The 26,951-nt window shown below is 74.6% G+C and carries 19 protein-coding genes and 1 pseudogene; 4 read left to right on the forward strand and 16 right to left on the reverse strand.

The window, feature by feature from the left end:
* The 8 genes and pseudogenes from ACGF7U_RS26535 to rfbA all read right to left on the reverse strand — a co-directional run.
* The coding region (locus ACGF7U_RS26535) for a Clp protease N-terminal domain-containing protein (RefSeq protein ID WP_393111114.1) at positions 1 to 434 on the reverse strand (434 nt) is incomplete at its 3' end.
* Between the two features lie 89 nt (positions 435 to 523).
* Positions 524 to 1,726, reverse strand: coding sequence for a DUF6004 family protein (locus tag ACGF7U_RS26540; protein ID WP_393111116.1), 1,203 nt, complete (start codon positions 1,724 to 1,726; stop codon positions 524 to 526).
* Positions 1,727 to 2,072: 346 nt separating this feature from the next.
* Positions 2,073 to 3,449 carry a metallopeptidase TldD-related protein gene (locus tag ACGF7U_RS26545; protein ID WP_393111118.1) on the reverse strand — a complete coding sequence of 459 codons (1,377 nt, stop codon included), beginning with the start codon at positions 3,447 to 3,449 and terminating at the stop codon, positions 2,073 to 2,075.
* Positions 3,446 to 5,002 carry a TldD/PmbA family protein gene (locus ACGF7U_RS26550; protein ID WP_393111120.1) on the reverse strand — a complete coding sequence of 519 codons (1,557 nt, stop codon included), beginning with the start codon at positions 5,000 to 5,002 and terminating at the stop codon, positions 3,446 to 3,448. The genes ACGF7U_RS26545 and ACGF7U_RS26550 overlap by 4 nt, the downstream gene beginning before the upstream one ends.
* Entirely contained in the window at positions 4,966 to 6,234 is a 1,269-nt protein-coding gene (locus ACGF7U_RS26555; RefSeq protein WP_393111122.1) for a cysteine desulfurase, read from the reverse strand. The genes ACGF7U_RS26550 and ACGF7U_RS26555 overlap by 37 nt, the downstream gene beginning before the upstream one ends.
* Complete coding sequence (locus ACGF7U_RS26560) at positions 6,231 to 7,046, reverse strand: crotonobetainyl-CoA--carnitine CoA-transferase (RefSeq protein WP_393111124.1); 816 nt, start codon at positions 7,044 to 7,046, stop codon at positions 6,231 to 6,233. The genes ACGF7U_RS26555 and ACGF7U_RS26560 overlap by 4 nt, the downstream gene beginning before the upstream one ends.
* A 95-nt stretch (positions 7,047 to 7,141) precedes the next feature.
* Positions 7,142 to 7,993, reverse strand: a pseudogene (locus ACGF7U_RS26565) (class I SAM-dependent methyltransferase); the annotation flags it as partial.
* Between the two features lie 102 nt (positions 7,994 to 8,095).
* Positions 8,096 to 8,989 carry a glucose-1-phosphate thymidylyltransferase RfbA gene (gene rfbA / locus ACGF7U_RS26570; RefSeq protein WP_393111126.1) on the reverse strand — a complete coding sequence of 298 codons (894 nt, stop codon included), beginning with the start codon at positions 8,987 to 8,989 and terminating at the stop codon, positions 8,096 to 8,098.
* Between the two features lie 104 nt (positions 8,990 to 9,093).
* On the opposite strand from rfbA, the gene ACGF7U_RS26575 reads away from it, so the two are divergent.
* Complete coding sequence (locus ACGF7U_RS26575) at positions 9,094 to 9,801, forward strand: DUF899 family protein (protein WP_393111128.1); 708 nt, start codon at positions 9,094 to 9,096, stop codon at positions 9,799 to 9,801.
* 47 nt (positions 9,802 to 9,848) lie between these two features.
* On the opposite strand, the gene ACGF7U_RS26580 is transcribed toward ACGF7U_RS26575, so the two are convergent.
* The 7 genes from ACGF7U_RS26580 to ACGF7U_RS26610 are packed head-to-tail and all read right to left on the reverse strand — an operon-like array spanning position 9,849 to position 21,809.
* Positions 9,849 to 10,517, reverse strand: coding sequence for a hypothetical protein (locus ACGF7U_RS26580; RefSeq protein ID WP_393111130.1), 669 nt, complete (start codon positions 10,515 to 10,517; stop codon positions 9,849 to 9,851).
* 58 nt (positions 10,518 to 10,575) lie between these two features.
* Positions 10,576 to 11,712 (reverse strand): trans-sulfuration enzyme family protein, encoded by a 1,137-nt coding sequence (locus ACGF7U_RS26585; RefSeq protein ID WP_393111132.1) that lies wholly within the window; start codon positions 11,710 to 11,712, stop codon positions 10,576 to 10,578.
* A 5-nt stretch (positions 11,713 to 11,717) separates the two neighbouring features.
* Positions 11,718 to 12,158 carry an acyl-CoA thioesterase gene (locus ACGF7U_RS26590; protein WP_393111340.1) on the reverse strand — a complete coding sequence of 147 codons (441 nt, stop codon included), beginning with the start codon at positions 12,156 to 12,158 and terminating at the stop codon, positions 11,718 to 11,720.
* 2 nt (positions 12,159 to 12,160) lie between these two features.
* Entirely contained in the window at positions 12,161 to 18,022 is a 5,862-nt protein-coding gene (locus tag ACGF7U_RS26595; protein WP_393111342.1) for an SDR family NAD(P)-dependent oxidoreductase, read from the reverse strand.
* On the reverse strand, positions 17,905 to 18,867 hold the full coding sequence (locus ACGF7U_RS26600; protein ID WP_393111134.1) for an enediyne biosynthesis protein: 963 nt from the start codon (positions 18,865 to 18,867) through the stop codon (positions 17,905 to 17,907). The genes ACGF7U_RS26595 and ACGF7U_RS26600 overlap by 118 nt, the downstream gene beginning before the upstream one ends.
* Positions 18,864 to 20,837 carry a CRTAC1 family protein gene (locus ACGF7U_RS26605; protein WP_393111136.1) on the reverse strand — a complete coding sequence of 658 codons (1,974 nt, stop codon included), beginning with the start codon at positions 20,835 to 20,837 and terminating at the stop codon, positions 18,864 to 18,866. Before ACGF7U_RS26605 ends, ACGF7U_RS26600 begins: the two co-directional genes overlap by 4 nt.
* A gap of 3 nt (positions 20,838 to 20,840) precedes the next feature.
* Entirely contained in the window at positions 20,841 to 21,809 is a 969-nt protein-coding gene (locus tag ACGF7U_RS26610; protein WP_393111138.1) for a DUF1702 family protein, read from the reverse strand.
* A gap of 265 nt (positions 21,810 to 22,074) precedes the next feature.
* On the opposite strand from ACGF7U_RS26610, the gene ACGF7U_RS26615 reads away from it, so the two are divergent.
* The 3 genes from ACGF7U_RS26615 to ACGF7U_RS26625 all read left to right on the forward strand — a co-directional run bounded on the left by ACGF7U_RS26615 (position 22,075) and on the right by ACGF7U_RS26625 (position 25,384).
* Positions 22,075 to 22,950: a helix-turn-helix domain-containing protein gene (locus ACGF7U_RS26615; protein ID WP_393111140.1), complete on the forward strand. Its 876-nt coding sequence runs from the start codon at positions 22,075 to 22,077 to the stop codon at positions 22,948 to 22,950.
* A gap of 118 nt (positions 22,951 to 23,068) precedes the next feature.
* On the forward strand, positions 23,069 to 24,388 hold the full coding sequence (locus ACGF7U_RS26620) for a nucleotide sugar dehydrogenase (RefSeq protein WP_393111344.1): 1,320 nt from the start codon (positions 23,069 to 23,071) through the stop codon (positions 24,386 to 24,388).
* 6 nt (positions 24,389 to 24,394) lie between these two features.
* Positions 24,395 to 25,384, forward strand: coding sequence for an NAD-dependent epimerase/dehydratase family protein (locus ACGF7U_RS26625; protein ID WP_393111142.1), 990 nt, complete (start codon positions 24,395 to 24,397; stop codon positions 25,382 to 25,384).
* 170 nt (positions 25,385 to 25,554) lie between these two features.
* Here the strand turns inward: ACGF7U_RS26625 and ACGF7U_RS26630 are convergent, their stop codons facing one another.
* Entirely contained in the window at positions 25,555 to 26,739 is a 1,185-nt protein-coding gene (locus tag ACGF7U_RS26630) for an acyltransferase family protein (protein WP_393111144.1), read from the reverse strand.
* Positions 26,740 to 26,951 lie beyond the last annotated feature (212 nt).

The raw sequence follows: 26,951 nt of genomic DNA on the forward strand, positions 1-26,951 counted from the left end.
TAGCCCGACAGCAACTGGATCACCTGCTGACGAACCCGGTTCAGGTCCGCACCCAGCTTCACCAGCACCTGCGCGGCAACACCCTCACCCTCACGGATCAAACCCAGCAGGATGTGCTCCGTGCCGATGTAGTTGTGCCCCAGCTGCAACGCCTCACGCAGCGACAGCTCCAACACCTTCTTCGCCCGCGGCGTGAACGGAATATGCCCGCTCGGCGCCTGCTGACCCTGGCCGATGATCTCCTCGACCTGCTGACGCACACCCTCCAAGGAGATGCCAAGGCTCTCCAAAGCCTTCGCCGCGACACCCTCACCCTCATGGATCAGGCCCAACAGGATGTGCTCCGTACCGATGTAGTTGTGGTTGAGCATCCGGGCCTCTTCCTGGGCCAGGACGACAACCCGTCGCGCTCGGTCGGTGAACCGCTCGAACATGTCTGCCACCCCTGGAGAGTGACGGCGTCCCGGGTGACAGGAGGCCACCCGGGACGACGTCTTTCGGGACTACCAACGGCGGTTGGTCGTCACGCGCTGACGTAGGCTTCCGAACCCACCAGCGCGTCACCCAGCTTCATCGACACGCCGGTCAGGCGCGCCCGGGACTCGCCGTCCTTCGTCCGCAGCGCGGCGTCGGCGTGGTCGGCGGTCAGCAGCGTGCCGGTCGGCTCCAGGTCCTTGAGCTGGCCGCTCAGGTGCACCGGGGCCGCCGCGTAGAGCGTGGCGGACGGGGTCACCAGCTCGAAGTGAGCGTCGAAGTGCAGCTCACCCGGGTAGCGCAGCCGGCTCAGGCTCTCCTCGTTGCCGTCGCCGAGCTGGCCGCCCGAGACGGTGAAGAAGCTGGCCCGCAGCATGACCTTGCCGCCCAGAGCCGGGCTGTTGCCCACCAGCGCCACGCGGGCGAGCTGGGCCAGCACCCCGGAGCCCTGGTCGTGCTTCTCCGGCCCGAAGAGGAGGATCTCGGCGCCCGCGGCGAGCGGGTAGTCGCCGGCGAGCTCGATCTCCTCGGTGCGGCCGTTGACCTCGACCTTGATCTTCGCCTCGGTCGAGGCCTGGATGATGATCGACGGGTCGACCAGCATCGAGACGCACGGGCCGATGCTCGACGCGAAGAAGGCGCTCGGCGTGTTGCCGACGGCCTCGTTGTCGTCGTTCGACGGGTACCACGCGGCCGGGAGGTTGGTGCCCCGGACCACGTTGTGCGCCGGCATGACCTCGCCCTGGTCGCCGTACGGGCGGCCGAGGAACGGCGAGGTGAGCGGGGTCTTGTACGGCGGAAGGCCGTCCACGATGCCCTTGACGTCGATGACACCCCGGTGGGCCAGCCGCATGGTGCTGGTCTCCAGGATGCCGAACCGCCGGATGTAGAACTCCGCGGGGAAGTTCTTGCCGGGCACGATCTGCTTGATGTGACCGGTGTTCGGCAGGTACGGGTTCGACAGGATCTGGATCCGGTCGTTCAGCGTGTAGCTGAACCCCTTGATGCCGACCTCGGGGGCGCTGATGAGCTCCAGGTTGAAGCTCGCCGTCCCGTCCTCGTCGACGGTGTGCTTGAACCCCGGCATCGGCCACTTGTTCATCTGCACGAAGCCCGACAGGTTGATCGTCTCCCGACGACCACCGTAGTAGTCGTCGCCGAAGACGACCGTCGCCGCAGCCAGGATGTGCGGCCGCAGCGGCTTCGGCTCGATGTTGAGTGACTCGTAGGTCTCTCTCGCCGTGTCAGTCACGGCTCCACCTCCCTGTATTCCCCGGATGCCTGGCGCCGTCTGTGACGCTTGCTCAACCCGGAGGACCACTGGGCCAAACGCTATTGTTTTCTAAAGTAGCTGTCAACGGGCTCACATTGATCGTTCGCGAAATAATGTCCGGTTTCGCGTATGGCTACAGGGGATCATCCGGTCCCAGGGCCCGAATCCCGCCCGCGCAGATCCCACGAAAGCTATTTGTTCCTATACCGGACCGGGTCCGGCGTGGACGGGCCCCCGACGGGCCGGGTGGGCTGCTCGTCGACGGGCCGGAGGGTCGAGACGCCCACCCGCCGGACGCCGGCGTGGCGCCGGGGCGGGCGGTGGGTCAGACCGCGCGGGTGGCGGCGGTGAGCCGGAAGTCCTGGACGCGCAGCATCGGCATGGCGGTACGCGCCACGGCGTCACCCCAGTCCCGGGCGCGGGTCGGCACCGTGGCGCCCACCTCGGTCACGCGGGCGGCCATCGCCAGCGGGCTGTCGTTGAACCGGAAGTTGTTGACCGCGCCGACGACCTCGCCGTCGCGCACCAGGTAGACGCCGTCGCGGGTCAGCCCGGTGAGGGCCATGGTGGCGAGGTCCACCTCGCGGATGTACCAGAGGCTCGTCACCAGCAGGCCGTGCCGGGTGGCCGCGACCAGGTCGGCGGCCGACGCGCCGCCCGGCCCCTCCAGGATGAGGTTGTCCACGAAGGGCGTGAGCGGCATGCCCAGCTCGTCGGCGCTGTCGCGGGTGTGCACCAGCGACCGCAGGCGGCCCTCGTCCCACCAGCGGGTCGGGCCCAGCGGGAGACCGTTGTCGAACACCGACCGCGTCGGCGTCGACGAGGGCGCCACCAGGAACGGGGCGCAGCGCAGCCCGTCGGCCGCCGGATCGCTGCGCAGCGTCAGCGGCACGCCGGCGAGCTGCGCCCCGATCCGGGTGCGGCCGCCCGTCCCGCTGTAGACCGTCCGGCCCTGCGCCGCCGCGCGGGCTCCCGCCGTGGTGTAGGCGTAGTTCATGAGGTCGGCGACGGCGGTCGGCGGCAGCAGGCACTCGTAGCGCCCGGGCGGCAGCTCGATCCGCCGCCGGCCCCAGCGCAGGCGCCGGTCCAGCTCGTCCTGCAGCGCGGGCACCGACACGTCGGTGAAGTCGGTCGTCACGGCGTTCGTCCAGACCGGCAGGCCGTCGCGGCCGCGCGCGGTCAGCTCCAGGTGCCCGGCCGGCTCGTCGTGCCGCAGCCGCGCGCCCGCCGAGGTGCCGAGGAACGTGCTGCGCAGCCGGTGTTCGGCGTACCCGTGCAACACCCGGCCGTCGCGCCGCGCCCGGCCGAACCCCGCGGCGAGCTGGTCGACCAGACCGGCCAGCACCGCCGACGCCGCCGCCGGGACCGCATCGTCCCAGTGCGGCGATCCGGCGGCGGGGGCGGGCAGGGGCCGCGCGTCCGGTGCCGGCGGCGCCTGCCGGGCGGCCTCCTCCGCCGCCCGGACGAGGGCGACGATCTCGGCCCGGTCGGCCGGTCCGCACAGCGACACCGCCCCCACCCGGCCGGCCGCGACGGCCACCACCGACACCCGGTGCCCGTCGCCGCTGCCGTTGCCGGTGAGCGCGTTGTCCGCCCAGCGCAGGTGCACGTCCGCGCCCTGCTCCACGATCACCACGCAGTCCTCGCCGCGCGCGGCGGCGAGGGCGATCTCGACCGTCTCCTGCGGGCTCGGGGTCCTCACGCGGGCGCCTCCGTCCGGGTGCTGGTCACGCGTACGCGTCGGAACAGCGCCGAGGGGCAGCCGTGCCCGGCGGCCGCGAGTTGCAGCGGCTGCGCCTTGCCGCACTGCCCCGCGCCCGACAGCAGCCAGGTCTGCGGGCCGCCCACCGCCTCCAGCGACCGCCAGAACTCCAGCGTCGTCCCGGTGTACGCGGCGTCGCGCACCTGGCCGGCCAGCCGGCCGTCCCGGATGCGGTAGAAGCGCTGCCCGGTGAACTGGAAGTTCACCCGCGCCATGTCGATGGAGAAGCTGTTGTCGCCCACCACGTACAGCCCGTCGCGGACCCGGCCGATCAGCTCGCGGGTGTCCGGCCCGCCCGGCGCCGGGCGGAGCGAGACGTTCGGCATCCGCTGCACGGGCAGGTGCCGGTACGACTCGGCGTACGCGCAGCCGGTGGAGCGGTCCAGGCCGGCGGCGCCGGCGGTCTGCCGGTCGTGTTGCGTGCCGACCAGCACGCCGTCGCGGATCAGTGGCCACGAGCGGGCGGCCACGCCGTCGTCGTCGTAGCCGATCGTGGCGAGCGCGTGCGGGGTGGTGCGGTCGGCGACCACGTTCATGGCGGGCGAGCCGTAGCGCAGCGACCCGATGTCGTCGGCGGTGACGAACGACGTGCCGGCGAAGGCCGCCTCCCGGCCGAGGATGCGGTCCAGCTCGGTGGCGTGCCCGACGGTCTCGTGGATCGTCAACCAGAGGTTGGTCGGGTCGATGACCAGGTCGTACTCCCCCGGCTCGACGGACGGGGCGGCGAGCTTGGCGGCCAGCAGCCCCGGCAGCCGGGCGAGTTCCCCCGCCCAGTCCCAGCCGGCCCCGGTCAGGTACTCCCAGCCGCGCGCGGCCGGCGGGCCGAGGGTGCGCATCGTCTCGAAGGTGCCGCTGTCGGAGTCGATCCGGAACCCGATCACCATCGGGTGCAACCACGTCCGCCGCTGCCGGATCCGCCGGCCCTCGCTGTCGTGGTACACGGTGGACTCGCGGAACACCTGCAGGTACGCCTCGGCGAGGTCGACGCCGCCGTCGCGCAGCACCGCGCACCAGCGGGCCAGCAGGGCGGTGCGCTCGGCGGCGGGCACCGCGAAGGGGTCGACCTCGCACGGCGACTCCCAGACCGCCGGGCCACCCACCGGCTCGGGCGCCAGCCGCGCCGGCGCGCCGCGCAGCGGGCGCAGCATCCGGGCCAGCTCGCAGGCCCGGGCGGCCAGGTCGGCGACCCCCGCCGGGGTGAGGTCGACGCCCGCGGCGAACCCCCAGGTGCCGTCGACGAGGACCCGCACGCCCACCCCGGTCTCGACGCTCTCCTGGGTGCCCTCGGGCTGCGCGTCGCGGACGCGCTCGCGCAGCGCCCGAACCCGCCGCAGCCGCACGTCGGTGTACGAGGCGCCGAGCCGGCGGGCCCGGTCCAGCGCGGCCGAGGCCAGTTCCCCGGCCGGCAGCGTGTCGAAGCCCGGTTCCCCGGTGGCGACCGGGCTCGGCCAGGTGGTCACCGGAACCGGGTGTCCGGGTACTGGGTGGTCCACTCCCCCGCCCGCACGGTGCGCAGCGCCTCGGCGACCCGGTCGACCTCGCCGCGGGTGCTGTAGACCGCGAAGGAGAGCCGCACCGTGCCGAGCAGCCCCAGGTCGTCGAGGAACGCGCTGGCGCAGTGCACGCCGGACCGCACGGCGACGCCGTGCCGGTCGAGGTGCCCGCCCACGTCGTACGGGTGCAGGCCGTCCACGGCGATGGAGACGATGCCCGCCGGGTCCGCGGCCGGGTCGCCGACGACCCGGACCCGGTCCACGTCGCGCAGCACGTCGACGGCGTACCGGACCAGCTCCGCGTCGTGCGCCCGCACCGCGTCGCGGCCGAGACCGTCCAGCCAGGTCAACGCGGCGGCCAGCCCGACGGCGGCGCCGATGTCCGGGGTGCCGGCCTCCAGCCGCGCCGGGACGGGCACGTAGGACACCGGGACGTCGTGCGAGACGCCCTTCACCGTCCCACCGCCGACCTGGTACGGCGGCAGGTCGGCGAGCAGCTCGCGCCGGCCGTACAGCGCCCCGGAGCCCATCGGGGCGTACACCTTGTGCCCGGAGAAGCAGTAGAAGTCCGCGCCGATCTCCCGCACGTCGACCGGCAGGTGTGCGACCGCCTGCGCGCCGTCGACGATGACGGGCACGCCCCGCTCGTGCGCCACCGCGACGAGTTCCCGGACCGGATTGACGGTGCCGAGCACGTTGGAGACGTGGCTGACCGCGACGAGGCGGGTCCGGCGGCCCAGGACGGCGGCCAGGTCCTCGGGCCGGACCGGCCCGCCGGCGGGCGACGGCACGATCCGCAGCCTCGCGCCGCGCCGTTCGCAGAGCCGCCGCCACGGCAGCAGGTTGGAGTTGTGCTCCATGCCGGTGACCACGATGTCGTCGCCCGGGCCGACGATCCGCTCGGCGAAGGTGTCGGCCAGCAGGTTGACCGCGTCCGTCGTGCCCCGGGTGAACACGATCTCGTCGGCGTGGGCGGCGTTGACGAAGCGTCGGACGACCTCGCGGGCCTCCTCGTAGCGGCCGGTGGCCCGACGGCTGAGCTCGTAGAAGCCGCGCCCGATGTTGCTGTTCGAGGTGGTGTAGAAGTCGACCACCGCGTCGAGGACCGACCGGGGCTTCTGCGTCGTCGCGGCGTTGTCGAGGTAGGCCAGCGGCGGGCCGTACCCGGACGGGTCGAGGAACGGGAACTCCGCCCGCACCGCGGACAGGGGGTGGGCAGCCGTGTCGGTCATCCTGCTTCCTCCGTGAAGCTTGCGGTGAAGCGGTCGAGGAAACCCGGCGGGCAGGGGAAGAGCTTCTGCTCCGGGTAGGGCCGCTCGGACGGGGGGATCCACCCCGGCTCGCCGCGCCGGGGCCACCGCCCGGACCGGTCCGCCAGGTGCGGGCCGTAAAAGAACCAGCAGATCTGGCTGACCTGCTCGGTGAAGACGACGGGGTGCACCTCGGGCGAGTACATCGCCATGTGCCCGTACGCGGCCAGGAACTCGCCGGCCACCCCCATCGAGGCGCCGAGCATGACGTGGCCGAAGACGTCGTGCACCGCCCGGAAGATGTCGTTGTGCAGCAGCGGTACGCCGCCGGCCGTGACACCGGACGGGGCGCACAGCGGGTGGTCCGCGGCGGGCCCGTCGGGGCCGTGGCCCTCCCGGGTGAGGTAGACGTACAGCACACCGGTGCGGTCGAGGCGGTCGATCAGGTCCGCCGCGCCCCGGTAGGGCTGCCCGGGGCCCCGCCACGGCTCGACGCGGATCCCCGCCCGGGCCAGCAGGGCGAAGTGGCGCAGGTTCTCCTCGGCGAACCGGCGGTAGCGGGCCGCCAGGTCGGGACCGAGGTCCCGCCGGGGCGCCCGGTCGAAGTGCCGGGCCACCGTGCGACAGAACTGCGGGTCGACGTCGACCCGGGTGCCGCGCAGCCGCCGCAGGTCCCGGCGCGGCAGCTCGCCGCGGGCGGCAGCGTCGTCGACGTACGACTGAGCCAGCGCCAGCAGGGCGGGGTGGCCGGCCGGCGGGCGGACCGGGCGTGCGCTCGGGCAGGGCGCGGTCATCCGGCCCTCCCCGGCCCGGCCGCCGGCGGCGGGCCGGACCCGGCGGCTTCGGGCCGGCCGGCGCCGGTCGGCGCCGCGAAGGCGTCGGCGGCGCGGCGCGCGCGCAGGCAGAGCGCCGAGCCGGGGAGGGTGACCACGCCGTCCGCGTCGGCGAAGGCGGCGGCGGCCTCGGCGAGCCGCTCCCAGCCCGCCCGCTCCGCGTCGGCGCCGAGCTGCCGCCGCACCGCCGCGAGCACCCCGGGCGGCGTCACGTCCCGCGTGTACCCGAGGTATTCGTCGACGGAGCCGAAGCGCATCGCGATCCCGACGGGCACGGTGGCGACGTCCGTGAACCCCGCGGCGAGCAGCTCGGCGCGGGTGCGGGCGGCGTCGGACATGCTGAACGGGCCGGGCCGCCCCGGCGGGGGGTCCGGCAGGCCGGCGGCCAGCGTCCGGAAGCCCAGGGACGTCATCGGGTTGGCCTCCGGCGGGCCCCAGACCGCCGCGGCGAGCACGCCGCCGGGCGCCAGGAGGCGGTGCAGGTCCGCGAGGGTCCGCCGCCGGTCCACCGCGAACATCAGCCCCCACCGGCTGAGCACCGCGTCGAAGGAGTGCGCCGGCAGGTCGAGGGCCTCCACGTCGGACTCCGCGAACTCGATCGGGTGGCCGAGGCCGGCGGCGCAGTGCCGGGCCCGGTCGACCATCTCGGGGGCGAGGTCGATGCCGAGCACCCGGCCGCTCGGGGCGACCAGCCGGCCGGCGCTGACCGACGGCTCGCCGGTCCCGCAGCCGACGTCGAGCACGCGGTGCCCGGGCCGGAGCGCGGCGGCGCGCAGCAGCCAGTCGGTCACCGGCGCCGCTGCCCGCTCGTACCGGTCCTGCCAGAAGTCCCACCCGGCGCTGACCGCGTTCCAGGTGTCGCGTTGCTCGGCCTTGAAGGCCACGGAGTCGAACTGGACGGCGGTCATGTCGCTCTCCTCGCAGGCGGACTCGGCCTCAGATCACTATATGATTGGCAAGTTGGTCGAGCAACGGCCCCGGCCGGCCGCCGCACCCGGCACGCCGCGGCCTCACCGGACGGCGGCCGGCCGCACGGGGCGCTCGCCGTCGAGCAGGCGCAGCAGGTAGTCGCCGTACCCGCTGGCGCGCAGCGGCACCGCGAGGCGGCGCATCGCCGCGTCGTCGAGCAGGCCGGCCCGCCAGGCCGCCTCCTCGACGCAGCCCACCTTGACGCCGTGCCGCTCCTCGATGACCCGGACGTACTCGGCGGCCTTCATCAGGTCGCCGAACCGGCCGGTGTCCAGCCACGCGGTCCGCCGCCCGAGCAGGCGCACCTGGAGCCGGCCCTGGCGCAGGTAGGCCCGGTTGACGTCGGTGATCTCCAGCTCGCCGCGAGGGCTGGGCGTCAGCTCGGCGGCGACGGAGACCACGTCCGAGCCGTACACGTAGAGGCCGGGCACGGCGTACCGGGACGGCGGGACCAGCGGCTTCTCCACGATGTCGCGCACCGCGCCGCACTCGTCGAAGTCGAGCACGCCGTAGGGCCTCGGGTCCGTCACCGGGAGCCCGAAGACCAGCCCCCCGTCCACGTCGGTCAGCTCGGCGAGCTGCCGGTCCAGCTCGGCGGAGTGGATGATGTTGTCGCCGAGGACGAGCACGGCCGGGCCGCCGGCGAGGAACTCCGCGGCCAGCAGGAGCGCGTGGGCGATGCCCTCCGGGCGCTCCTGCACGGCGTACCGCAGGTCGAGGCCCCACTGGTGGCCGTCGCCCAGCAGGCGCCGGAACAGCGACTGCTCGTCGGGACGCGTGATGATGAGGATCTCCCGCACGCCCGCCGTCACGAGGGTGCTCAGCGGATAGAAGATCATCGGCTTGTCGTAGACCGGCATCAGTTGCTTGGAGACCGCCCGGGTCACCGGCCACATTCGCGAGCCGGTGCCACCAGCGAGCAAAACACCACGCATTTTTAAAGCGTAACGCATGGGAGGTCGGAGTGGTGGAAACATCACGCCGGGTAGGGGGCGGGTAGCCTGCGGGGAGTGGCCCGACCGTCGCGGAGGAGAGCCGGATGACCGACGTGGACCAGGAGACCGAGCTGCCGAGCTGGCCCGTCGGCGCCGACGCCGCGTACGTGGCCGCCCGGCGGTCGCTCGCGTCGGCCGAACAGGACCTGCGGGACCGGCTCGAACGGGTCGCCGCGGCGCGGCGCCGGCTGCCGCCCGGGCCGCTGCTGCCCGACTACCGGCTCGCCGAGGGGCCGGCCGACCTGGAACAGCCGGGACCGGCCCGGAGCGTCCGGCTGCGCGACCTGTTCGAGGAGCACGACACCCTCTTCCTCTACCACCTGATGTACGCCCCGGACGCCGCCGAGGCGTGTCCCATGTGCTCGCTGTGGGTGGACGGCTTCCACGGGGTGCTCCCGCACCTGCGCCGGCACACCGCCGTGGCGGTGGTGGCCAAGGCGCCGCTGCCCCGGCTGCGGTCCTGGGCCCGGCGCCGGGGCTGGACCGGCCTGCGGGTCCTGTCCAGCCACGGCACGTCGTTCAACGCCGACCTGCGCGCCGAGCACCCGGACGGCACGCAGCGACCGATGGTCAGCGTGCTGCGGGCCGAGGGCGACCGGGTGCGGCACTTCTACTCCGCCCCGGCGAGCTTCCCGGACGGCGGCGAACGCGGCATCGACCTGCTGAGCCCGGTCTGGAGCGTGCTCGACCTGCTGCCGCGGGGCCGCGGCGACTGGTACGCCGGCAACGACTACGTCCCCGACCGGGCCTGACGGCGGCTGCGGGTCGACCGGGCGGCGCGCGCAGCCGGGCGGCCCGCTCAGCCGGGCTGCGCGCCGGTGGCGAGCAGGTCGGGCAGCCGCACCGCCGCCAGCCGACGGCCGGCGAAGTCGGCGTACCAGAGCAGGGCGCCGTCCCAGGTCAGGCCGACCGGGCGACCGACCACGGGGGCCTCCCCGCGCAGCGTGCCGTGCCGGGCGTCGACCGCCCGCAGCATCGCGCCCTCGAAGTCGGCGTAGACCACGAGGTCACCGGCCACCGTCAGCCCGGACGGCACGCCGGGCACGGGGAACTCACGCTGGACGGTCATCGTGGCGACGTCACGGAGCTGGACGACCGACGGCCCCCGCAACCCCATCCACATCGCCACGCCCTTGGTCTCCACCCCGCAGAGCCGGCCGCTGGGCGGGGCCACCTCCTTCTCGCCGAGCATGTCGCCGGTGAGCGGGTCGATCAGCAGGATCCGCTTCGGGCGGCCGCCGACCTGGCACAGCGCGCCGCCGCCCACCGTGAGGTCGGCCCGCACCCGGGGGCAGGACAGGGTCCGCACGACGGCCCCATCGTGCCGGGCGAGGGCGTAGATCTCGCCGGCCTCCTGGTCGGAGTGCCAGAAGAACTCACCGTCGAAGGTGAGGCCGCACAGGTAGCGACCCGGCGCGGGCAGCGTCCGGACGACCGGCAGGGTGGTGTCGATCTCGCGGATGACCATGGGTACGGCCCCTTTCGTGGCAGGCGGGTGGACGGCGGGACGCGGGCGGGCCGCCGGCTCAGGGCCCGCCCGCCAGCGCCCGGGACAGGTCCTCGGCGAGGTCGTGCGGGTCCTCGATGCCGACCGACAACCGGATCAGCGAGTCGCCGATGCCCCGACGCGACCGCGCCTCGGCCGACAGCGGACGGTGCGTCATCAGGGCCGGGCACTCCACGAGGGAGTGCACGCCACCGAGGCTGACCCCGCAGGTGAAGAGCGTGAAGCGGTCCAGCAGCTCCGCGGCGGAGCCGCCGAGGTAGTCGAAGGAGACGATCGCGCCGGGAGCGCCCATCTGCGCCTTGACGACCGCGTGCTGCGGATGCTCCGGCAACCCCGGATAGTGGATCGCGCCCACCGCGGGGCTCGCCCGCAGCCGCTCCACCAGGACACGCGCGGTGGCGACCTGGCGGTGCACCCGCAGCGACAGGGTGTGCAGCCCACGGCGGACCAGGAAGCAGTCCAGCGCGCCCGGCACGTTCCCGGCCGTCGTCCGGTACGCCCGCACCGCCGCGTGCAGGTCCGCGTCCCGGTAGACGAGAGCGCCGCCCAGCACGTCCGCGTGGCCGGCGATGGACTTGGTGGTGCTGTAGAGCGAGACGTCCGCGCCGAGCGCCAGCGGCTGCTGGAGCACCGGGCTGGCGAAGGTGTTGTCCACCACCACGCGGGCGCCCCGCCCGTGCGCCCGCCGGCTGACCTCGGCGACGTCCACCACGGTGAGCAGCGGGTTGGTCGGCGTCTCGATCCAGACCAGGGCGAGGTCCGGTTCCGCGAGGGCCGCCGCGACTCCCTCCGGGGTGCTCAGGTCGGCGTACCGCACCCGCACGCCCTGCCGCGCGGCCAGGTCGAACAGGCCGTCGGTGCCGGAGTACACGTCGTCGGTGCTCACCACGCACTGCCCGGGCCGCACCAGCGACAGCAGGGTCGCCGCGGCGGCCTGTCCGGAGGAGAAGACGGTCGCGAAGGGTGCCCGTTCCAGGCCGGCGAGGCACTCCTCCAGCTCCTCCCGGGTGGGGTTCTCGCCCCGCCCGTAGAAGTAGCGGGGCTCGTCCTGCACCCGGCGCTCGTAGGTGGTGGAGACGTGGATCGGTGGGACGACGTCCCCGGTGCCGGCCGCCGGCCGGCGGCCGCCGTGCACCAGCCTGGTGTCGAAGCGCATGCCGCTCACCCCTGTCCCGCCGTGGCCGACCGGAACGGGGCGAACGCCCGGACCAGGCCCGCCGGCACCCGGACCGGTTCGGTCCGCCCGTTCGGCCCCCGCATGCAGGCGATCCGCTGCCGCCCCCGGGCCACGAGCAGGTCGTCGCCGCCGAGCCGCAGGTAGTCGAAACCCAGCTCCATCTGGGTCTGGGTGAGCTCGACCAGGCGCATCCGGACCGCGAGGCGGTCGAACGGCGCCAGCTCGGCGAAGAACTCGCACTCCGCCTTGAGCGTGAACAGCTTCAGGTCGGCGCGCAGCTCGTCGAGGATGTCCGGCGCGTGCTCGTGCAGGAACATCTCCCGGCACCGGCCCTGCCAGCGCAGGTAGTTGACGTAGTACACGTTGCCGACGAGGTTGGTCTCCTCGAAGCCGACGACGTGCCGGTACTCGTAGTAGCGCGGCATGCTCACCGCCCCGACCCGGCCAGCACCGCCACCACGGTCGGAGCCGCGGCGCCGGCCACCGCGACCACCCGGGTGGCCACGCGGACGTCGTCGGCGTCCAGCACCACCCAGCCGTCGGGGGCAGCCCCCGGCAGCAGGGTGAGCCGCCCCTCGGGCCGCCCGGCCTTCTGCAGACACTCGACGGCGCACCAGACCCGGGTGGCCGCCAGGTCCGGTGGGTCGCCGACCTCCGCGACGAGCAGTTCCGCCAGGGCCGCGTGCCGGCCCACCAGGTCGCGCCGCGCGTCCGCCGCCCGGCTGGCCACCGGCTCGACGTCGCAGGCCAGCGCCCCGACGCCGGCGACGGCCAGGTCGAGCGGCGCGGAGTGCGCCACGGAGACGGTGTACGGCAGGTCGACCTCCGGCCGGCCGTCGGGGCGGTGCCGCACCACCACGGGGCGGCCCAGCGCACGGGCGAGCAGCGCACCGGAGTCGCGGGCCCCGCCCCCGGGCGCGGCGGCGACCGCGATGTCTCCGGGGAACACCTCGGCGAGCCGTCGCTGCAGCAGCGGCCCCAGCAGCGCGGGCGGCCAGGCTCCCTGCGGCGCGTGCGGCCGCACGGCGCGTAGCCGCAGCCCCATCCAGTGTTCGATCACCGCTCCGGTGGCGTCCCGGACGACGACGTCGTAGACGTAGGCGGTGCCGTGCTGCTCCCGCTCCCGCGCGGTCATCGTCACGGCCTCGGTGGCCGACAGCTTGGGGCCCGCCGACCAGATCCGGTCGATGCCCTCCGGCAGCAGCGTCGCGTCCGGTACGCACACCTGGATGCCGTGCATGAACGCGTCCCGGGCGCCCGGGTCACCGAGCACCAACCGGCCCGGCAGGAAGGCGCTGAACCAGGAGCCGGCGTCGCTGGTGACCACCTCGGCCTCGGCGACCCGCGCCGCCGCCTGCCGGTACCCCCTGATCCGGCGGAACCGCCCGGCCTGGAACAGCACGTCGCCGTAGAGGTCGCGGGCCGGGTCGAGCGGTACGGCCGGCAACTCCGCCGGGGCCGGCGCCGCGGTGTCGACCGGGCATGCCTCGTCGGGCGCGAACCGGAGCCGGGCGCGGAAGTGGTCGGCGGCGAAGCCGGTCGCCGCGCTGCGCAGGACGACGTCGATGACCTGCTCCGACCGGACCAGCGCGGCGATGCGGACGGTCGTGCCGGCTTCCGGGTCGACGACCACCGGGCGGTCGAACCGGACGTCCTCGATCACGGGCACCCCGGGGTGTCGGGCCAGGGCGGTGGCCACCTGCGCCATGGCCTCCAACCCGAGCACCGCCGGGAAGAGCAGGTCCCCGTCGAGCCGGTGGTCCTCCAGGTACGGATCCGTGGTGCGCGCCAGGTCGACCTCGCAGACCAGCTCGACGCCGTCGTAGCGGACCAGCGGCCGCTCGGTGAAGCGCAGCAGCGGCAGCTCCGAGCGGTGGTAGCGCACCGTCTCCAGGCCGCCGGTGCGCCCGGTGACCACCACCACCGGCGGCAGCGTGTCGTCGGCCACCACCTCGCGCAGCACCCGCAGGCCGTCGTCCGGGCTGATCGGGGTGACGCCGGAGCCGCTCAACGACTCGACCACCGACAGCCGCTCCCCCATGCCGACCCCCGACCACACCGACCACTCCAGGCAGACGGCACGGCACCCCGGACGGGTCGCGGCCACCTCCCGGGTCAGCTCGGCCAGGGCCTCGTTCGCCGCGGCGTAGTGCGCCTCGCCGTGCAGACCGGCCCGCCCGATGATGCTGCCGAACGTGACCAGCAGGCGCAGTCGCGCGGGGTCGACCGCCGCCAGGACGGCCCGCAGGCCGTCAACCTTCGCGGCGAACACGCCGCGCAGGGCCGCCTCGTCGAGGTCACCGAGCGCCGCCGGGGTGTTCTGCCCGGCCCCGTGCAGCACGGCGGTCACCGGGCCCCAGTCCGCGGTGACCGCCGCGACCGCGTCGGCCACCGCGCCGGCGTCGGTCACGTCGACGCGCAGGTAGCGCAGGTCGGACCCGGCGTCGGCGAGCCGCTTCAGGTTGCCGGCCAGGGTCTCGTCGACCGCGGGGTCGGACCGGCCGAGGACGGCCAGCCGGGCGCCGCTCTCCCGGGCCAGCATCAGGGCGGACTCCGCGGTGATGCCCTTGCCGCCGCCGGTCACCAGCAGCACGTCGGCCGGTCCCAGCGGCAGCGCGCCCGGCTCGCCGTCGACCGCGGGCGACGGGCGCAGCAGGGGTACCCGGCGGACGCCGGCCGCGTCGTACACCACCTCGGTGAAGTCGTCGGTGGCGGCGACCTCGGCGACGACGCGCGCCACGGCGGCCGGGTCGAGGGGGGTGGTCACGACGGTGGTCCGCAGCCGATCGCCCTCCAGCCGGGCGGTCTTGGCCAGCGCCGTGGCCCGCGCCGCCGGCTGCACCACCACGAGGCGCCCGCCGGGGGGTTGGCGCAGGGCCGCCTGGGCCCCGCGCACCGCGGTCGCGAGGTGCTCCTCGCCGGGCTCGTCCGGCAGGCAGACCAGCACGCCGGCGCCGACCCCGCCCGCCTCGAGGGCCCGTCGCAGCGCGTCGGAGAGGCGGTGGCCGCCGAACACCTGCCAGCGACCGCACGGTTCCGTCGGGTCGGTCGCCGGCGGCGCCTCCTCGGCCAGGTCGACGACGAAGGTACGCACCCACGGCGCGACCCCGGCGACGAGGTCCGCGCGCTCGTGCGGCGCCTCGCGCTCCCGGGCCTGCAACGCCTCGGCCATCTCGCGGACGGTGGCGGTGGCGAAGTTGGTCGGTATCGCCACCGCGGGCAGGCCCATGGCCCGCGCGGCCTCGTTGACGAGCTGACCGACGGTGATCGAGCTCATGTGCAGGTCGTCGAGGAACCGGCTGTCGTCGCGGAGCACCTCCACCGGCAGCTCGGCGCGCCGCGCCACCAGGTGCCGCACCAGCTCCAGCGCGCCGGTGTCCGCCGGCACCGGCACCTCGGCGGGGCGGGGCGGGGCCTGGTCGACCGCGGCCGGTGCCGGCCCGGCCAGCTCGGGGGCCGCCTCGCAGGGGCTCGCGAAGAACGTGCGGGCCCGGTCCAGCTCGAACGGCCGGGTCAGCCGGTCCTCGAACAGGGCCGGGTACGCGGCGGGTCCGCCGAGCGCGTACACCGCGCCGACCGCGGCGAGCAGGCCGGCCACCGACTCGGCGTCCGTGTCCACCGCCAGCGCCGGCACGTCGGGCGCCTGCTCGCGGGCCAGACCGGTGAGCACCTTCCCGGGGCCGACCTCGAGGAACAGGTCGACCTCGGCGGCGGCGCACGCCAGCGCGGAGGCGAAGCGCACCGGCGCCTCGATCTGCCGGTGCAGGAGCTGCGGCAGGTCGGTGTCGGGCGCCAGGACGGCGCCGGTCACCGTCGAGGCGACCCGGCGCAGCACGGGCCCGAACCGGCGCGACCGCAGGTGCGCGGCGAAGGCGTCGGCCGCCGGCGCCATCAGCGGCGAGTGGAAGGCGTGCCCGACCGGCAGCCGGGTGCAGTTCACGCCCGCCGCGGCGGCCCGCCGGGCCACCTCGCCCACGGCGTCGTCGGCGCCGGCGACGACCGTCTGCCGGGGCCCGTTGTAGCCGGCGATCACCGCGGTGCTGCCGGCCAGCAGGGCGGTGGCCTCCTCCGGCCCGGCGGTGACGCCGAGCATCGCCCCCGGCGGGGCGTGCGCGGCCATGGTCTCGCCCCGGAGCGTGACGAGCTCCCGCAGCTCGTCCTCGTCGAGGCAGCCCGCCCAGTGCAGCGTGGTGAGCTCGCCGAGGCTGTGGCCGACGACGACGGTCGCGTCGATGTCGAGCGCGGCGAGGGCGCGCAGCCCGGCCAGCGAGCCGGTGACGATCCGCGGTTGGGCGGACGCCGTCGACCCGGCCGCGCCGTCTCCGGGGAGGTTCCCGGCCGCGCGGTAGACGTCGTCGACCTCGGTGAACCGCCGGCGCAGCGCCCCGCCGACCCAGCCCCGGCCCGAACCCTGGCCGGGGAACAGGAAGCCGACGCGGGCCGGCCGGGTGACCCGGCCGAGGAAGACGCCCCGCGCCGGGTCGACCAGTGTCCCGGCGCCGTCGGGCGCCGACGCCCGCGCCGCCAGGTCGAGGGCGCGCTCGGCGTCCTCCGGCGACCGGACCACGACCGCCGCCCGGTACGCGCGGCCGCGCTGGCCCCGGTGCAGCGTGGTGGCGAGGTCGCCCAGCTCGGCGAAGGCCAGCCCGGACACCGTCGACCGCAGACCCGCCAGCCGCTCGTGCAGCTCGTCGCGGGTGTCCGCGTCGACGAGCAGCAGCTCGGCGTCCTGCACGGACCGGGCGAGCTGCTGCGTCCGCCGGTCCAGCGACCGGCGGCGGGGCCGGGCGGGGCCGTCGACGACGAGGTGCGTGTTGATGCCGCCGAAGCCCATCGCGGTCACGCCGGCGCGCTGGGGAGCGCCGGCCGGCCACTCCTCGGCGCGTCGCACGGCACGCAGCGCGGGCCGCTCGGCGGTGAGTTCCGGGTGCGGCTCGACGCACCCGACGGTCGGGGGGATGACCTGGTGGTGCACGGCCAGCACGGCCTTGATCAGGCCGGCCACCCCGGCCGCGGCCTTGGTGTGCCCGATCATTCCCTTGATCGATCCGATCGCCGCGGGGTCGGCGTCCGGGTCGGCCGCCCGGCGTTCCTCGCTCAGGGCGCGCAGCTCGGTGCCGTCGCCCACGGCCGTGCCGGTGCCGTGCCCCTCGAACAGCGGCACCGTGTCCACCCCGAAACCGGCCCGCTGGTACGCGCGCCGCAGGGCCAGCCGGTAGCCGGCCGCCTCCGGCCGGGTGATGCCGCCCCGGCCGTCGGAGGAGACGCCCCACCCGGCCACCGAGGCGTAGATGCGCCGGCCCTGCGCGAGCGCGTCCCGCTCCCGCATGAGCACCACCATGCCGCAGCCCTCGCCGGGCCAGAACCCGTTGGACCGGCGGTCGTAGACGCGCATCTCGTCGCTGGCGAGCGCGCCGGTCTTGGCGAAGCCGACCATCTCGAAGGGGTCGATGGAGAGGTCCACGCCGCCGGCCACCGCGACGTCCACGTCGAGGTCGGTCAGGCTCCGGCAGGCGGTGACCACGGACAGCAACGAGGAGGCGCAGGCGCCGTCCACCGTGTACCCGCCGCCGTGCAGGTCGAAGTGGTTGCAGATCCGCCCGGCGATGGTGTTGGACAGGCCGCCGGCGAGGCTGTCCTCGGTGATCTCGGCGAACGGCGCCTTGTAGGAGCGCTCCAGGTCGGCGAGGAACCCGGCCACCCGGTCGTCGTCCCAGCCCTGCCCGCCGAGGGCGGCACCCACGACGCGCCGGACGTACGGCCACCGCAGGCGCATCATGCCGGCCCGGGTGAACTCGCCGGTGAGGGTGTTGCCGACGACCACCCCCGTCCGCTCCCGCGGCAGCCCGTCCCCGTCGGGGAAGCCGGCGTCGGCGAGCGCCTGCGCGGCCATGTCGAGGGCCAGCCAGTGGGTGAGGTCGGTCGACCGGTACGTGCTGCCACTGACCTTGAACGCCACCCGGTCGAACTCGTACCCCTCGATGACGGCCGCGTTGCCGGCGTAGTAGCGGTCGGGGGCGGCCGGGTCCGGGGACCAGTAGTCGGCGGCCCGCATCCGCTCGTCCGGCAGGCGACGAAACGCGCGCCGCCCGGCGAGGGCGTTCTCCCACAGCTGTCCGGGGCCGGCGGCGTCCGGGAAGCGGCAGGCCAGGCCGACGACGGCGATCCTGCTCATGCCCGCACCATCTCCCGGGCCACCGCCGGTGGCACCGCGCCGTCGAGCGTCCCCGCGGCGGGCGTCGTGCCCTTGCCGTCGCGGGCGGCGACGCGCACCGCGTGCAGCGACCAGAGGAAGCCGCCGCGGATCAGGCAGACGATGGCGGTGGCGAAGAAGAGGCCGTACACGATGGACGCGCCGGTCAGGACGCCATAGACCAGGGCCACCCCGCCGCCGAAGGCGAACTGCGACAGCGGCCGCGACGGGGTGGTCCCCGGATCGGTGATCATGTAGTTGGTGAACAGGACGAACGCCACCCCGGTCATGGTCGCCAACGCCGGCAGGATGGCGGTGTCCAGCACGAGTCCCCGCACCACCGACTGGAGGACGAACACGCCCAGCCAGCCGGCGATCAGCCACATCCGGCCGGTGAGCTTCGCGTTCAGCATGGTGCCGAAGACGACGATGACCGCCGGGACGATCCAGTCGGCGGGGCCTTCGAGGTACTCGGTGAACTGGTACGGCGGCGCGATGGAGATCCACGGGAACAGCAGCAGCACCACCGCGATGCCGAAGTTCGACGGGTTCATGAAGTGCCGCAGCCGGCCGTTGACCGGCACCCGGAACAGCCACTTCCCGCTGATGGCCACGGCCACCGCGAAGAGCATCACCGGCAGGCGGTCGTTGACGTACAGCAGCATGTTCACCGCGAGGGCGGTGATGTGCGCGGGATAGAGGAACTCGACCAGGCCCCGTGGTCCGCCGCCCAGGTAGCGGGGCGGGCGGCGCTCGGCCCGCGCGCCGATCGTCTCCAGCACGAGTTCCACGGCGTAGCCGGTGGCGAGCGCGAACAGCGGCCACGCCCAGGCCTGCTCGAAGCCGAGCACGGTGTAGCCCGCGACGTTCAGAATGGTGATGGAGATGGCGAACCTGCGCAGCGCGGTGATCCGCGGGTCCTTCTTCGGCTTCTGCGTCATCGCGAGACCTCCCGAGCCTGAGTGCCGAGGGTGAGGGTGTGTCGACCGGCGGTGAGCGACAGCTCCTGCTCGTGCGGGACGCCGGACCGGTCCCGCCAGCTGAGGTGGACCGACACCGGGCCGGTCACGTCGCCGAGCCCGAGCGACACCTCGTTGCTGCGCCGGCCCGAGTGGCCGCTGCCACCGTCGACCCGGTCGATGAGCACCCGGCCGTCCGGCGTGGTCACCCGGACGTGCGCGCCGACCGCGGGCGAGCCCGCCCCGGCGAGCGGGTCGGCGGCCGACGCCTGCTCGTGCAGCAGCCGCAGGGTGAGGAAGGACCCGGTACCCGGGCTGTCGTTGTGGTAGAAGACCGGCGCGTCCCACTGCCGGGCGACGGCGAAGTCGAGCCGGCCGTCGCCGTCGGCGTCGCCGGTGGCGATGCCCCGGCTGGGCACCCGGTCGGCCAGGCCCAGTTCCTCGCTCAGGTCCTCGTAGCGGCCGTCGGCGCCCCGGACGTGGAAGGCCAGGTGCTGGCCGCCGGCGATGTCGTCGCCCTTCTCGACCTTCGGCCACCAGCGGGGGTGAGCGAGCAGGTCGTCGTTGGCCGTGGCCGCCTCCTGCAACTGCGCCCACCGGTTGACCTCGCCCTTGACGAAGCCGGAGGTCTGCACAATGGCCGGCTCGCCCCGGTTGGTGAAGTCGCCGAACTTCACGTCCCAGCTCCACCCGCTCCAGGCCAGGCCCAGCTCCGCGCTCCGGTCGTGCCACGGCGCCTCGCCGGCCCGCAGCGCCGCGCGCAGCTCGTCGGTGTTCGCGGCCGTGTTGACGAAGGCGAAGTTGCTCTCCTGGATGCCGAACGAGGTGGTGATGTTGCCGACGTACAGGTCGAACATGCCGTCGCGGTCGAGGTCGCCGAAGTCCACGCCCATGCCCTTGAACGAGTCGTGGCCGAGCCGCTTGGACTTCGGGGTCAGGCCGGGCAGGCCGGGGCTCTCGACCGGCGCGAAGGCGATCCTCCCCCGTTCCGACCGGTTGTGCAGCAGCCGGTCCGGCCCGAAGTCGTTGGCCACGTACAGCTCGGGCAGTTGGTCGCCGTCGACGTCGTTGGCGGCGACCGCCAGGGTCCAGCCGCGGGAGACCTTGGTGTCGAAGACGTTGGGAACCTCGGCGAAGGAGACGCTCGGGGCGGTGCCCGCGCTGCCACCGGTCCAGCGGAAGACGTGGTCCTCGCCGCCGTTGAGGCCGTTGGACATGGACCGGTTCATCGCCACCCCGCCGTGGACGCCGGGGTCGAGGACGGGGCTGTCGGGGAAGTAGTTGCCGATGTAGACGTCCAGGTGCCCGTCGCCGTCGAAGTCGGCCAGCGTGGCCGCGTTGGTGTTCCACTTCGGCCCGGCGTACCGGCCCCCGTCGGTCGCCGCGCCGGGCACCAGCTCGACGGGCCGGTAAGCGTCCCGGGACAGCCCGGTCGCGTCCGCCCGGGCGAGGAAGACCACCGGGGTCCGGCCCCACCAGTACACGAGCAGGTCGGTGCGGCCGTCGGCGTTGACGTCGCCGGGCAGGCAGCCCATCGGCGCGATGTGCGGGTTCATCGGCAGCGGCGCCGGGTCCAGGACGAACGGCTGGTAGCGGTCGGCGCCGGCGGTCGGGGCCGGGGTGACCACGACGCGGTCGACCCGCGGGTCGGTCACGCACAGGTCGTTGGCGAGCCCGTCGCCGTCCAGGTCGTTCATCGCGACGCCGGAGCCGACGGAGGAGATCCACGCCGCCAGGTGCCGGTACGCGCCGTTGACCTGGCGGATGGACTGCTGCGGCAGGCCGCCGGGCATCGGCAGCGACATCGGCGTGAACCGGTACGGCTGTGCCATGGCGCGCCGCTCGTCGGCGTTCGCCTCCGGCTGCCGGACCAGCACGTACATGCCGGTGAGCAGCACCAGCGCGACCAGCCCGGCCAACTGCCGGCGGAACATTGTGATGATTGCCGACAAGGGTCAGCACCTCCCCAGCGTCACGAACTGCTTGGCGATCCGCTGCCGCCACACCAGGTAGGCCGGCTCCGGCCCGTCCCGGTCGAGGTCGGCCAGCGCGGCCTGGGTGACCGCCGCCGCCTCGGCCGGTGGCGCACCGCAGAAGACCTCGGTGGCGGCTGCCGTGTGCACGGTGGTGAGCCCGGCGCGCTCCCGGGCCTCCGCCGCGAAGGCGCTGCCCTGGGCCATCGCGGGGGCGTACGCGCCGCCGCGCTCGCGCAGCCGCCGCAGCTCCTCGGGCGACGCCCCACCGGCGTACGTGGCGGCCAGCGCCACCCCGCTGTACAGGTCCTCGTGCCGGTCCGGCGGGAACCCGTCAACGGTGTCGGCGATGCGGTCGGGGTCGGCGCCCTCGACGAACCACAGCGCGCGGCCGATGCCCTGGTCCACGACCCGCCCGGTCCACCGCCCGACGGGGTCGCCCGGCCAGGGCAGCACCTCGTCGCGCCGGTGCGAGCGCACGTACCGCCCCGTGTGGAAGTACGCCTGGTGGAACCCGTAACCGTCGAGGGCGAGCCAGCCCAGCAGCCGGTCGGCGGGCTGGATCGCGTGCCGGCGCCAACGGGGCAGTCGCGCCATCGCCCAGCCCACCCCGACGTGGACCATGTAGACGTGCCGGGCGGCCGGCCCGGCCAGGAACTCGGCGACCCGGCGGCCACCGGTCAGCCCGTCCAGGACGGCGAAGCCCATCGCCGCGCCCTCGTACGCGAACCCGCGCAGCTCCGGCTCGACGGTCTCCAGCGCCACGGTCGCCTCGGCGGGGCCCCGGGCGCCGACGGCGTGCCCGTAGCCGGTGAGGAAGTGGGCGCCGACCGACTCCAGCCGCTCGCGGGTCGCCTCGTCGCGGGCCCGGAAGCCCCGGGTCGCGAACGTGGTCTGGGCCATCCCCGGCGTCAGGACGTATTGACGAATGGCTCGCCAATTTGCGGGCATGGCGCACTCCTCGAGCAGGTGGGACGCGGTAAATCTGACGACATTGGCGAAATGGTTCGCCCAAATCCAGCTCCGAGTGAAGCTCCGGATCGCCGTACCGCTCCGGACCCATGTTTCACGGCGTTCATCGGATCTGCTTCTCCCAACTTGCTCGGCTGAGGCGTGCGGGGCGCCACCAGCGGGTGTCCGAGGCGTTCAAGAAAACGTCAAGGAGGACTGCGCAGACTCCTCTGCGGTGCCCGATCCACTGCCACAGGGAGCTGATGTGAAATCGACGTCTGGCGTTGCCCGGAACACGGTGGAACAGTCCCGTGAGGCGGCCGCGGCGCGGGCCATCGACTACATGCGCCGGCATCTGTCGGAGCCGTTGCAGCTGGCCGACCTGGCCCGTGTGGTCCCCTTCAGCCCGTTCCACTTCCACCGGTTGTTCCGCGACGTGACCACGATGACCCCGGCCCGCTTCCTCGCCGCGCTGCGGATGGCGGAGGCTCGCCGGATGCTGTTGCACTCCGGCCTCACGGTGACCGCGATCAGCGGCCACGTCGGCTACACGAGCGCCGGGACCTTCACGACCCAGTTCTCCCGGCTCGTCGGCACGTCGCCGGGGCACTTCCGGCAGATGTCGCGGCTGTTGGCCGGCCGGCCCTGCCACGCCCTGGCGGGCTGGCTGCGCCACGCGGCCGCCGAGGTGGCCCGGCCCCGGCTGATGCTGCACGTGCCGGGCAGTGCGCCCGGCGACCTGGTGCTGGTCGGCCTGCGCGGCGACCGGGAGGCCACGGACGCGCCGACCGCCTGGGCGGTGGCGGCCGGCGGCTCGCCGGTCCGGGTGGCGACCCGCCCGGGCCCGTACCAGGCCCGGGTCGTGCTGGTCCGGGGCGACAGCACGCTGACCCGCGCCCTGGTGGACGAGGAGCCCACGAGCCACCTGTTCGGCACCACCGACCTGGTGCTGCCCCAGGACGGGTACGCGGTCGCCCGGGTCGACGCCGCGCCGCCGCGGCCGACCGACCCGCCGGCACTGGCCATCGGCCCGGTGTGCCGGCTCGTCGAGCGGTTCATGCGGCTGTCCGGACCGGCGGGCCGCTCGGGCCCGGCCTGGACGGCCGGCCGCACCGCGCTCGCCACGGCGGCCATCGCGTGACCCGGCGGCACGGGCACGCGCTCTTGTCGGCGACAGGACCACGAGGTCGTGACCAGGAAGGCGGTGCCGGGCCATCATGCCGTTCCTTCCCGACCCGGGCGGACCGTCCCCGCTGAGGGTGGTCATCGCCGGTGCCGGCTACGTCGGCACCTGTCTCGCCGTCACCCTCGCCGGCCGCGGCGCCGAGGTCGTCGCGGTCGACAGCGACCCCGGCACGGTCGCGGACCTGCGGGCCGGCCGCTGCCGGCTGCCCGAGCCCGGCCTGGCCGAGGCGGTCCGGGACCTCGCCGCCACCGGACGGCTGACGGCCAGCACGTCGTACGACCCGGTCGACGGGGCGGACGTGGTCATCGTGACGGTCGGCACGCCCACCGACCCCGGCCACGAGATGGTCACCGACCAGCTCGTGGCGGCGTGCGAGCAGATCGCTCCCCGGCTGCGCGCCGGACAACTGGTCATCCTCAAGTCGACGGTCTCCCCGGGCACCACCCGCACCCTCGTCGCGCCCCTGCTGGAGAGCGGCGGGCTGGTGCACGAGCGCGACTTCGGGCTGGCCTTCTGCCCGGAGCGGCTGGCCGAGGGCGTGGCGCTGGCGCAGGTGCGGACGCTGCCGGTGGTGGTCGGCGGGTGCGGCCCGCGCAGCGCCGCTTCGGCCGAACGGTTCTGGCGGTCCGCGCTCGGCGTCGACGTGCGGCAGGTGCCGTCGGCCGAGGCCGCGGAGGTGGTCAAGCTCGCGACCAACTGGTGGATCGACGCGAACGTGGCGATCGCCAACGAGCTGGCCCGGTACTGCGCGGTGCTCGGGGTGGACGTCCTCGACGTGATCGGCGCGGCGAACACCCTGCCCAAGGGCAGCAGCATGGTGAACCTGCTGCTGCCCGGGGTCGGTGTCGGCGGCTCCTGCCTGACCAAGGACCCGTGGATGGCCTGGCGGGACGGCCGGGACCGGGGCGTGCCCCTGCGCACGGTCGAGACGGCCCGCGCGGTCAACGACGACATGCCCCGCCACACCGCCGCCGTCATCGGCGACGAGCTGGTCAAGCTGGGGCGGGACCCGTCGGACACGACGATCGCCGTGCTCGGCGCCGCGTTCAAGAACGACACCGGCGACGTGCGCAACACGCCGGTACGCGGCGTCGTGGCGGCGTTGCGCGACAGCGGCTTCCGGGTCCGGATCTTCGACCCGTTGGCCGACCCCGCCGAGATCGTCGCCCGCTTCGGCGTCGCGCCGGCGGCGAGCCTGGAGGAGGCGGTGACGGGGGCGGGCTGCCTGGCCTTCCTCGCCGGGCACCGCCAGTTCCACGAGCTCGACCTCGGCGTACTGGCCGGGCAGGTGGACCAGCCCTGCCTGGTCTTCGACGGGCGCATGCACCTCTCGCCGGCGCGCATCCGCGAGCTGCACCGGTTCGGCTTCGCATACCGCGGCATTGGAAGGTGAGCGACAGTGCCCAGATCCCTGGTCACCGGCGGCTTCGGCTTCGTCGGCAGCCACGTCGTCGAACGGCTGGCCCGCCGGGGTGACGAGGTCGTCGTCTACGACCTCGCCGACCCGCCGCCCGACCTCGCGCACCCGCCGGGTGCGATCCGGCACGTCCGCGGGGACGTCCGGGACGCCGACGCGCTGGCGAGGGCCGCCGCCGGGGTGGACGAGATCTACCACCTCGCGGCGGTCGTGGGCGTCGACCGGTACCTCAGTCGCCCGCTGGACGTGGTCGAGATCAACGTGGACGGCACCCGGAACGCGTTGCGCGCCGCCCTGCGCGCGGGCGCCCGGGTCGTGGTGTCCAGCACGAGCGAGGTGTACGGGCGCAATCCGCGGGTGCCGTGGCGCGAGGACGACGACCGGGTGCTCGGCAGCACGGCGACGGACCGGTGGTCGTACTCGACGAGCAAGGCGGCGGCCGAGCACCTGGCCTTCGCCTTCCACCGGCAGGAGGGCCTGCCGGTGACGGTGCTGCGGTACTTCAACGTCTACGGCCCGCGCCAGCGCCCGGCCTACGTCCTGAGCCGCACCATCGCCCGGCTGCTGCGCGGCGTACCGCCCGTGGTCTACGACGACGGCCGCCAGACGCGGTGCTTCACCTGGATCGACGAGGCGGCCGAGGCGACCCTGCTGGCGGCGGCCCATCCGCGGGCCGTCGGCGAGTGCTTCAACATCGGCAGCAGCGTGGAGACCACCGTCGCCGAGGCGGTCCGGTTGGCCGGCACGGTGGCCGGGGTGCCGGTGGCGGCGCTGAGCGCGGACACCGGCGCCGGGCTCGGGGCCCGCTACCAGGACATCCCGCGCCGCGTCCCGGACTGCGGCAAGGCCGCGGCGCTGCTGGACTGGCGGGCCCGGGTGCCGCTGGTGACCGGCCTGCGCCGGACCGTCGAGTGGGCCCGCCGCAACCCGTGGTGGACGGCGCAGGCCGACGACGGGCTGGTCGTCCGGTAGGTCGGGGTGCGCGCCGGTCCGTGCCGCCGGGCGCGTCCCTCGGGGCGGCGCCCGGCGGCCACCGGCGGGTCGCCGTCCCTCCCGCCGGGCACGCGCGCCCGGGGTGGACCCGGGCCGGCGCCCCGACCCGGGTGGACCCGGGCCGGGGAACCCGCGCGGCCGGGTGGTGGTCAGACCTGCTGGGGCAGGATCGTCGCCGGCCCCGTACCGGTGCCCAGGTCGGGCCGGCCGGCGGGACGCGGCGCGGCGAAGCGCCGCCGCAGCGGCTCCTCGAACCACCGGTGCAGGCCCAGCGCGACGAGTGTCGAGACGAGCAGGATGCCCAGGGCGATCAGGGCTGCGGTGCCGGCCCCGAAGCGCCGCTCGGCGCCGACCAGGTGGCGCACGATCAGCATGATCGGGAAGTGGATGATGTAGAGCGCGTAGGAGGCGTCGCCGAGGGCGACCAGGGCCCGGCCGCGCAGCACCCGCCCGCGGTCCGCCAGGTCCGCCAGCGCCAGGTTGGGGATCACGGCGAACAACGGCACGAACAGCGCGGCGCTGAAGATGAAGGTGAACGGCAGCATCGGCGTGACCAGGAAGGCGAGGACCGTGCCGAGCACGAGCTTCCAGCGGGCCACCGGACGCCACCGGCCGGTCAGCACGATCCGGGCCAGCACCATGCCGAGCAGGAAGTTCAGCAGGCGCACCGGCGGGAAGGTGTAGACGAACCAGTACTCGTTGAGGTTGAAGGGCAGCCAGCCCAGCTGCGGCGCCCCCGGCAGCAGCGGGCTCACCACCGACACCAGCAGGATCCCGCCGCCGAACGTGAGGCACCACCGCCACAGCCGGTGCGCCGGGATCCGCTGGACCAGCGGCAGCAGCAGGGGGAAGAGCAGGTAGAAGAACGCCTCCGTGGAGATCGACCAGGCGGGCGCGTTGAGGTAGGACAGGTAGTCCCAGGAGGGCACCCACCCCTGAACCAGCAGCAGGCTCGTCACCGCCGGCCCTGGTTCCAGGTCGGCGGAGACGCCGGTGGCCGGCGAGGGCGCCGTGGTCGCCACGAGGAACCCGACGGCGACGGCCCAGCCGAGCACGTGCAGGGGCACGATCTTCCAGAACCGGCGGGACCAGAACCGGGCGGCGGTGTCGCCCGGTGGCGCCGACCAGGTCAGGACGAAGCCGCTGAGGGTGAAGAACGAGGCCAGCGCCGCCGAGGCCAGGGGGGTGGTCAGCCCCAGCCCGAGTTGCAGTGCGTCGTCGGCGAAGAGCTGGGACGTCGAGAAGACGTGGACCAGCGCCACGGTGAGTGCGAGGAAGAAGCGGTACCCGGTGAGAGCCGGCAGTCGGTGCGGTCGTCCGTCGGTGTCGGTCACGTCGCTCCTCGATCGAGAGGTGTCGAGGCGCCTCCGCGGCGGCGGGCGACGGGGGGTCGGGGTGCCGTGCGGTCCGCCGTGGCCGGCCGGACCGCACGGCGTCCCCCCGCCGTCCTCGGCCGGGCGCAGCACGCCGTCGTGGTCGATCCGGTCAGGCACGGAGAATTGAACCGCGACACATTCCGACCGGATCGTGAACAGGTCACGACAAC

The organism is Micromonospora sp. NPDC047670, assembly GCF_043204915.1.
GTDB lineage: Bacteria > Actinomycetota > Actinomycetes > Mycobacteriales > Micromonosporaceae > Micromonospora.

Coding starts and splice junctions, on each gene's coding strand:
- ACGF7U_RS26555 (WP_393111122.1), bottom strand. CDS start 6,234: ATGACCGACACGGCTGCCCACCCCCTGTCCGCGGTGCGGGCGGAGTTC.
- ACGF7U_RS26560 (WP_393111124.1), bottom strand. CDS start 7,046: ATGACCGCGCCCTGCCCGAGCGCACGCCCGGTCCGCCCGCCGGCCGGC.
- rfbA (WP_393111126.1), bottom strand. CDS start 8,989: ATGCGTGGTGTTTTGCTCGCTGGTGGCACCGGCTCGCGAATGTGGCCG.
- ACGF7U_RS26575 (WP_393111128.1), top strand. CDS start 9,094: ATGACCGACGTGGACCAGGAGACCGAGCTGCCGAGCTGGCCCGTCGGC.
- ACGF7U_RS26580 (WP_393111130.1), bottom strand. CDS start 10,517: ATGGTCATCCGCGAGATCGACACCACCCTGCCGGTCGTCCGGACGCTG.
- ACGF7U_RS26585 (WP_393111132.1), bottom strand. CDS start 11,712: ATGCGCTTCGACACCAGGCTGGTGCACGGCGGCCGCCGGCCGGCGGCC.
- ACGF7U_RS26590 (WP_393111340.1), bottom strand. CDS start 12,158: ATGCCGCGCTACTACGAGTACCGGCACGTCGTCGGCTTCGAGGAGACC.
- ACGF7U_RS26600 (WP_393111134.1), bottom strand. CDS start 18,867: ATGACGCAGAAGCCGAAGAAGGACCCGCGGATCACCGCGCTGCGCAGG.
- ACGF7U_RS26610 (WP_393111138.1), bottom strand. CDS start 21,809: ATGCCCGCAAATTGGCGAGCCATTCGTCAATACGTCCTGACGCCGGGG.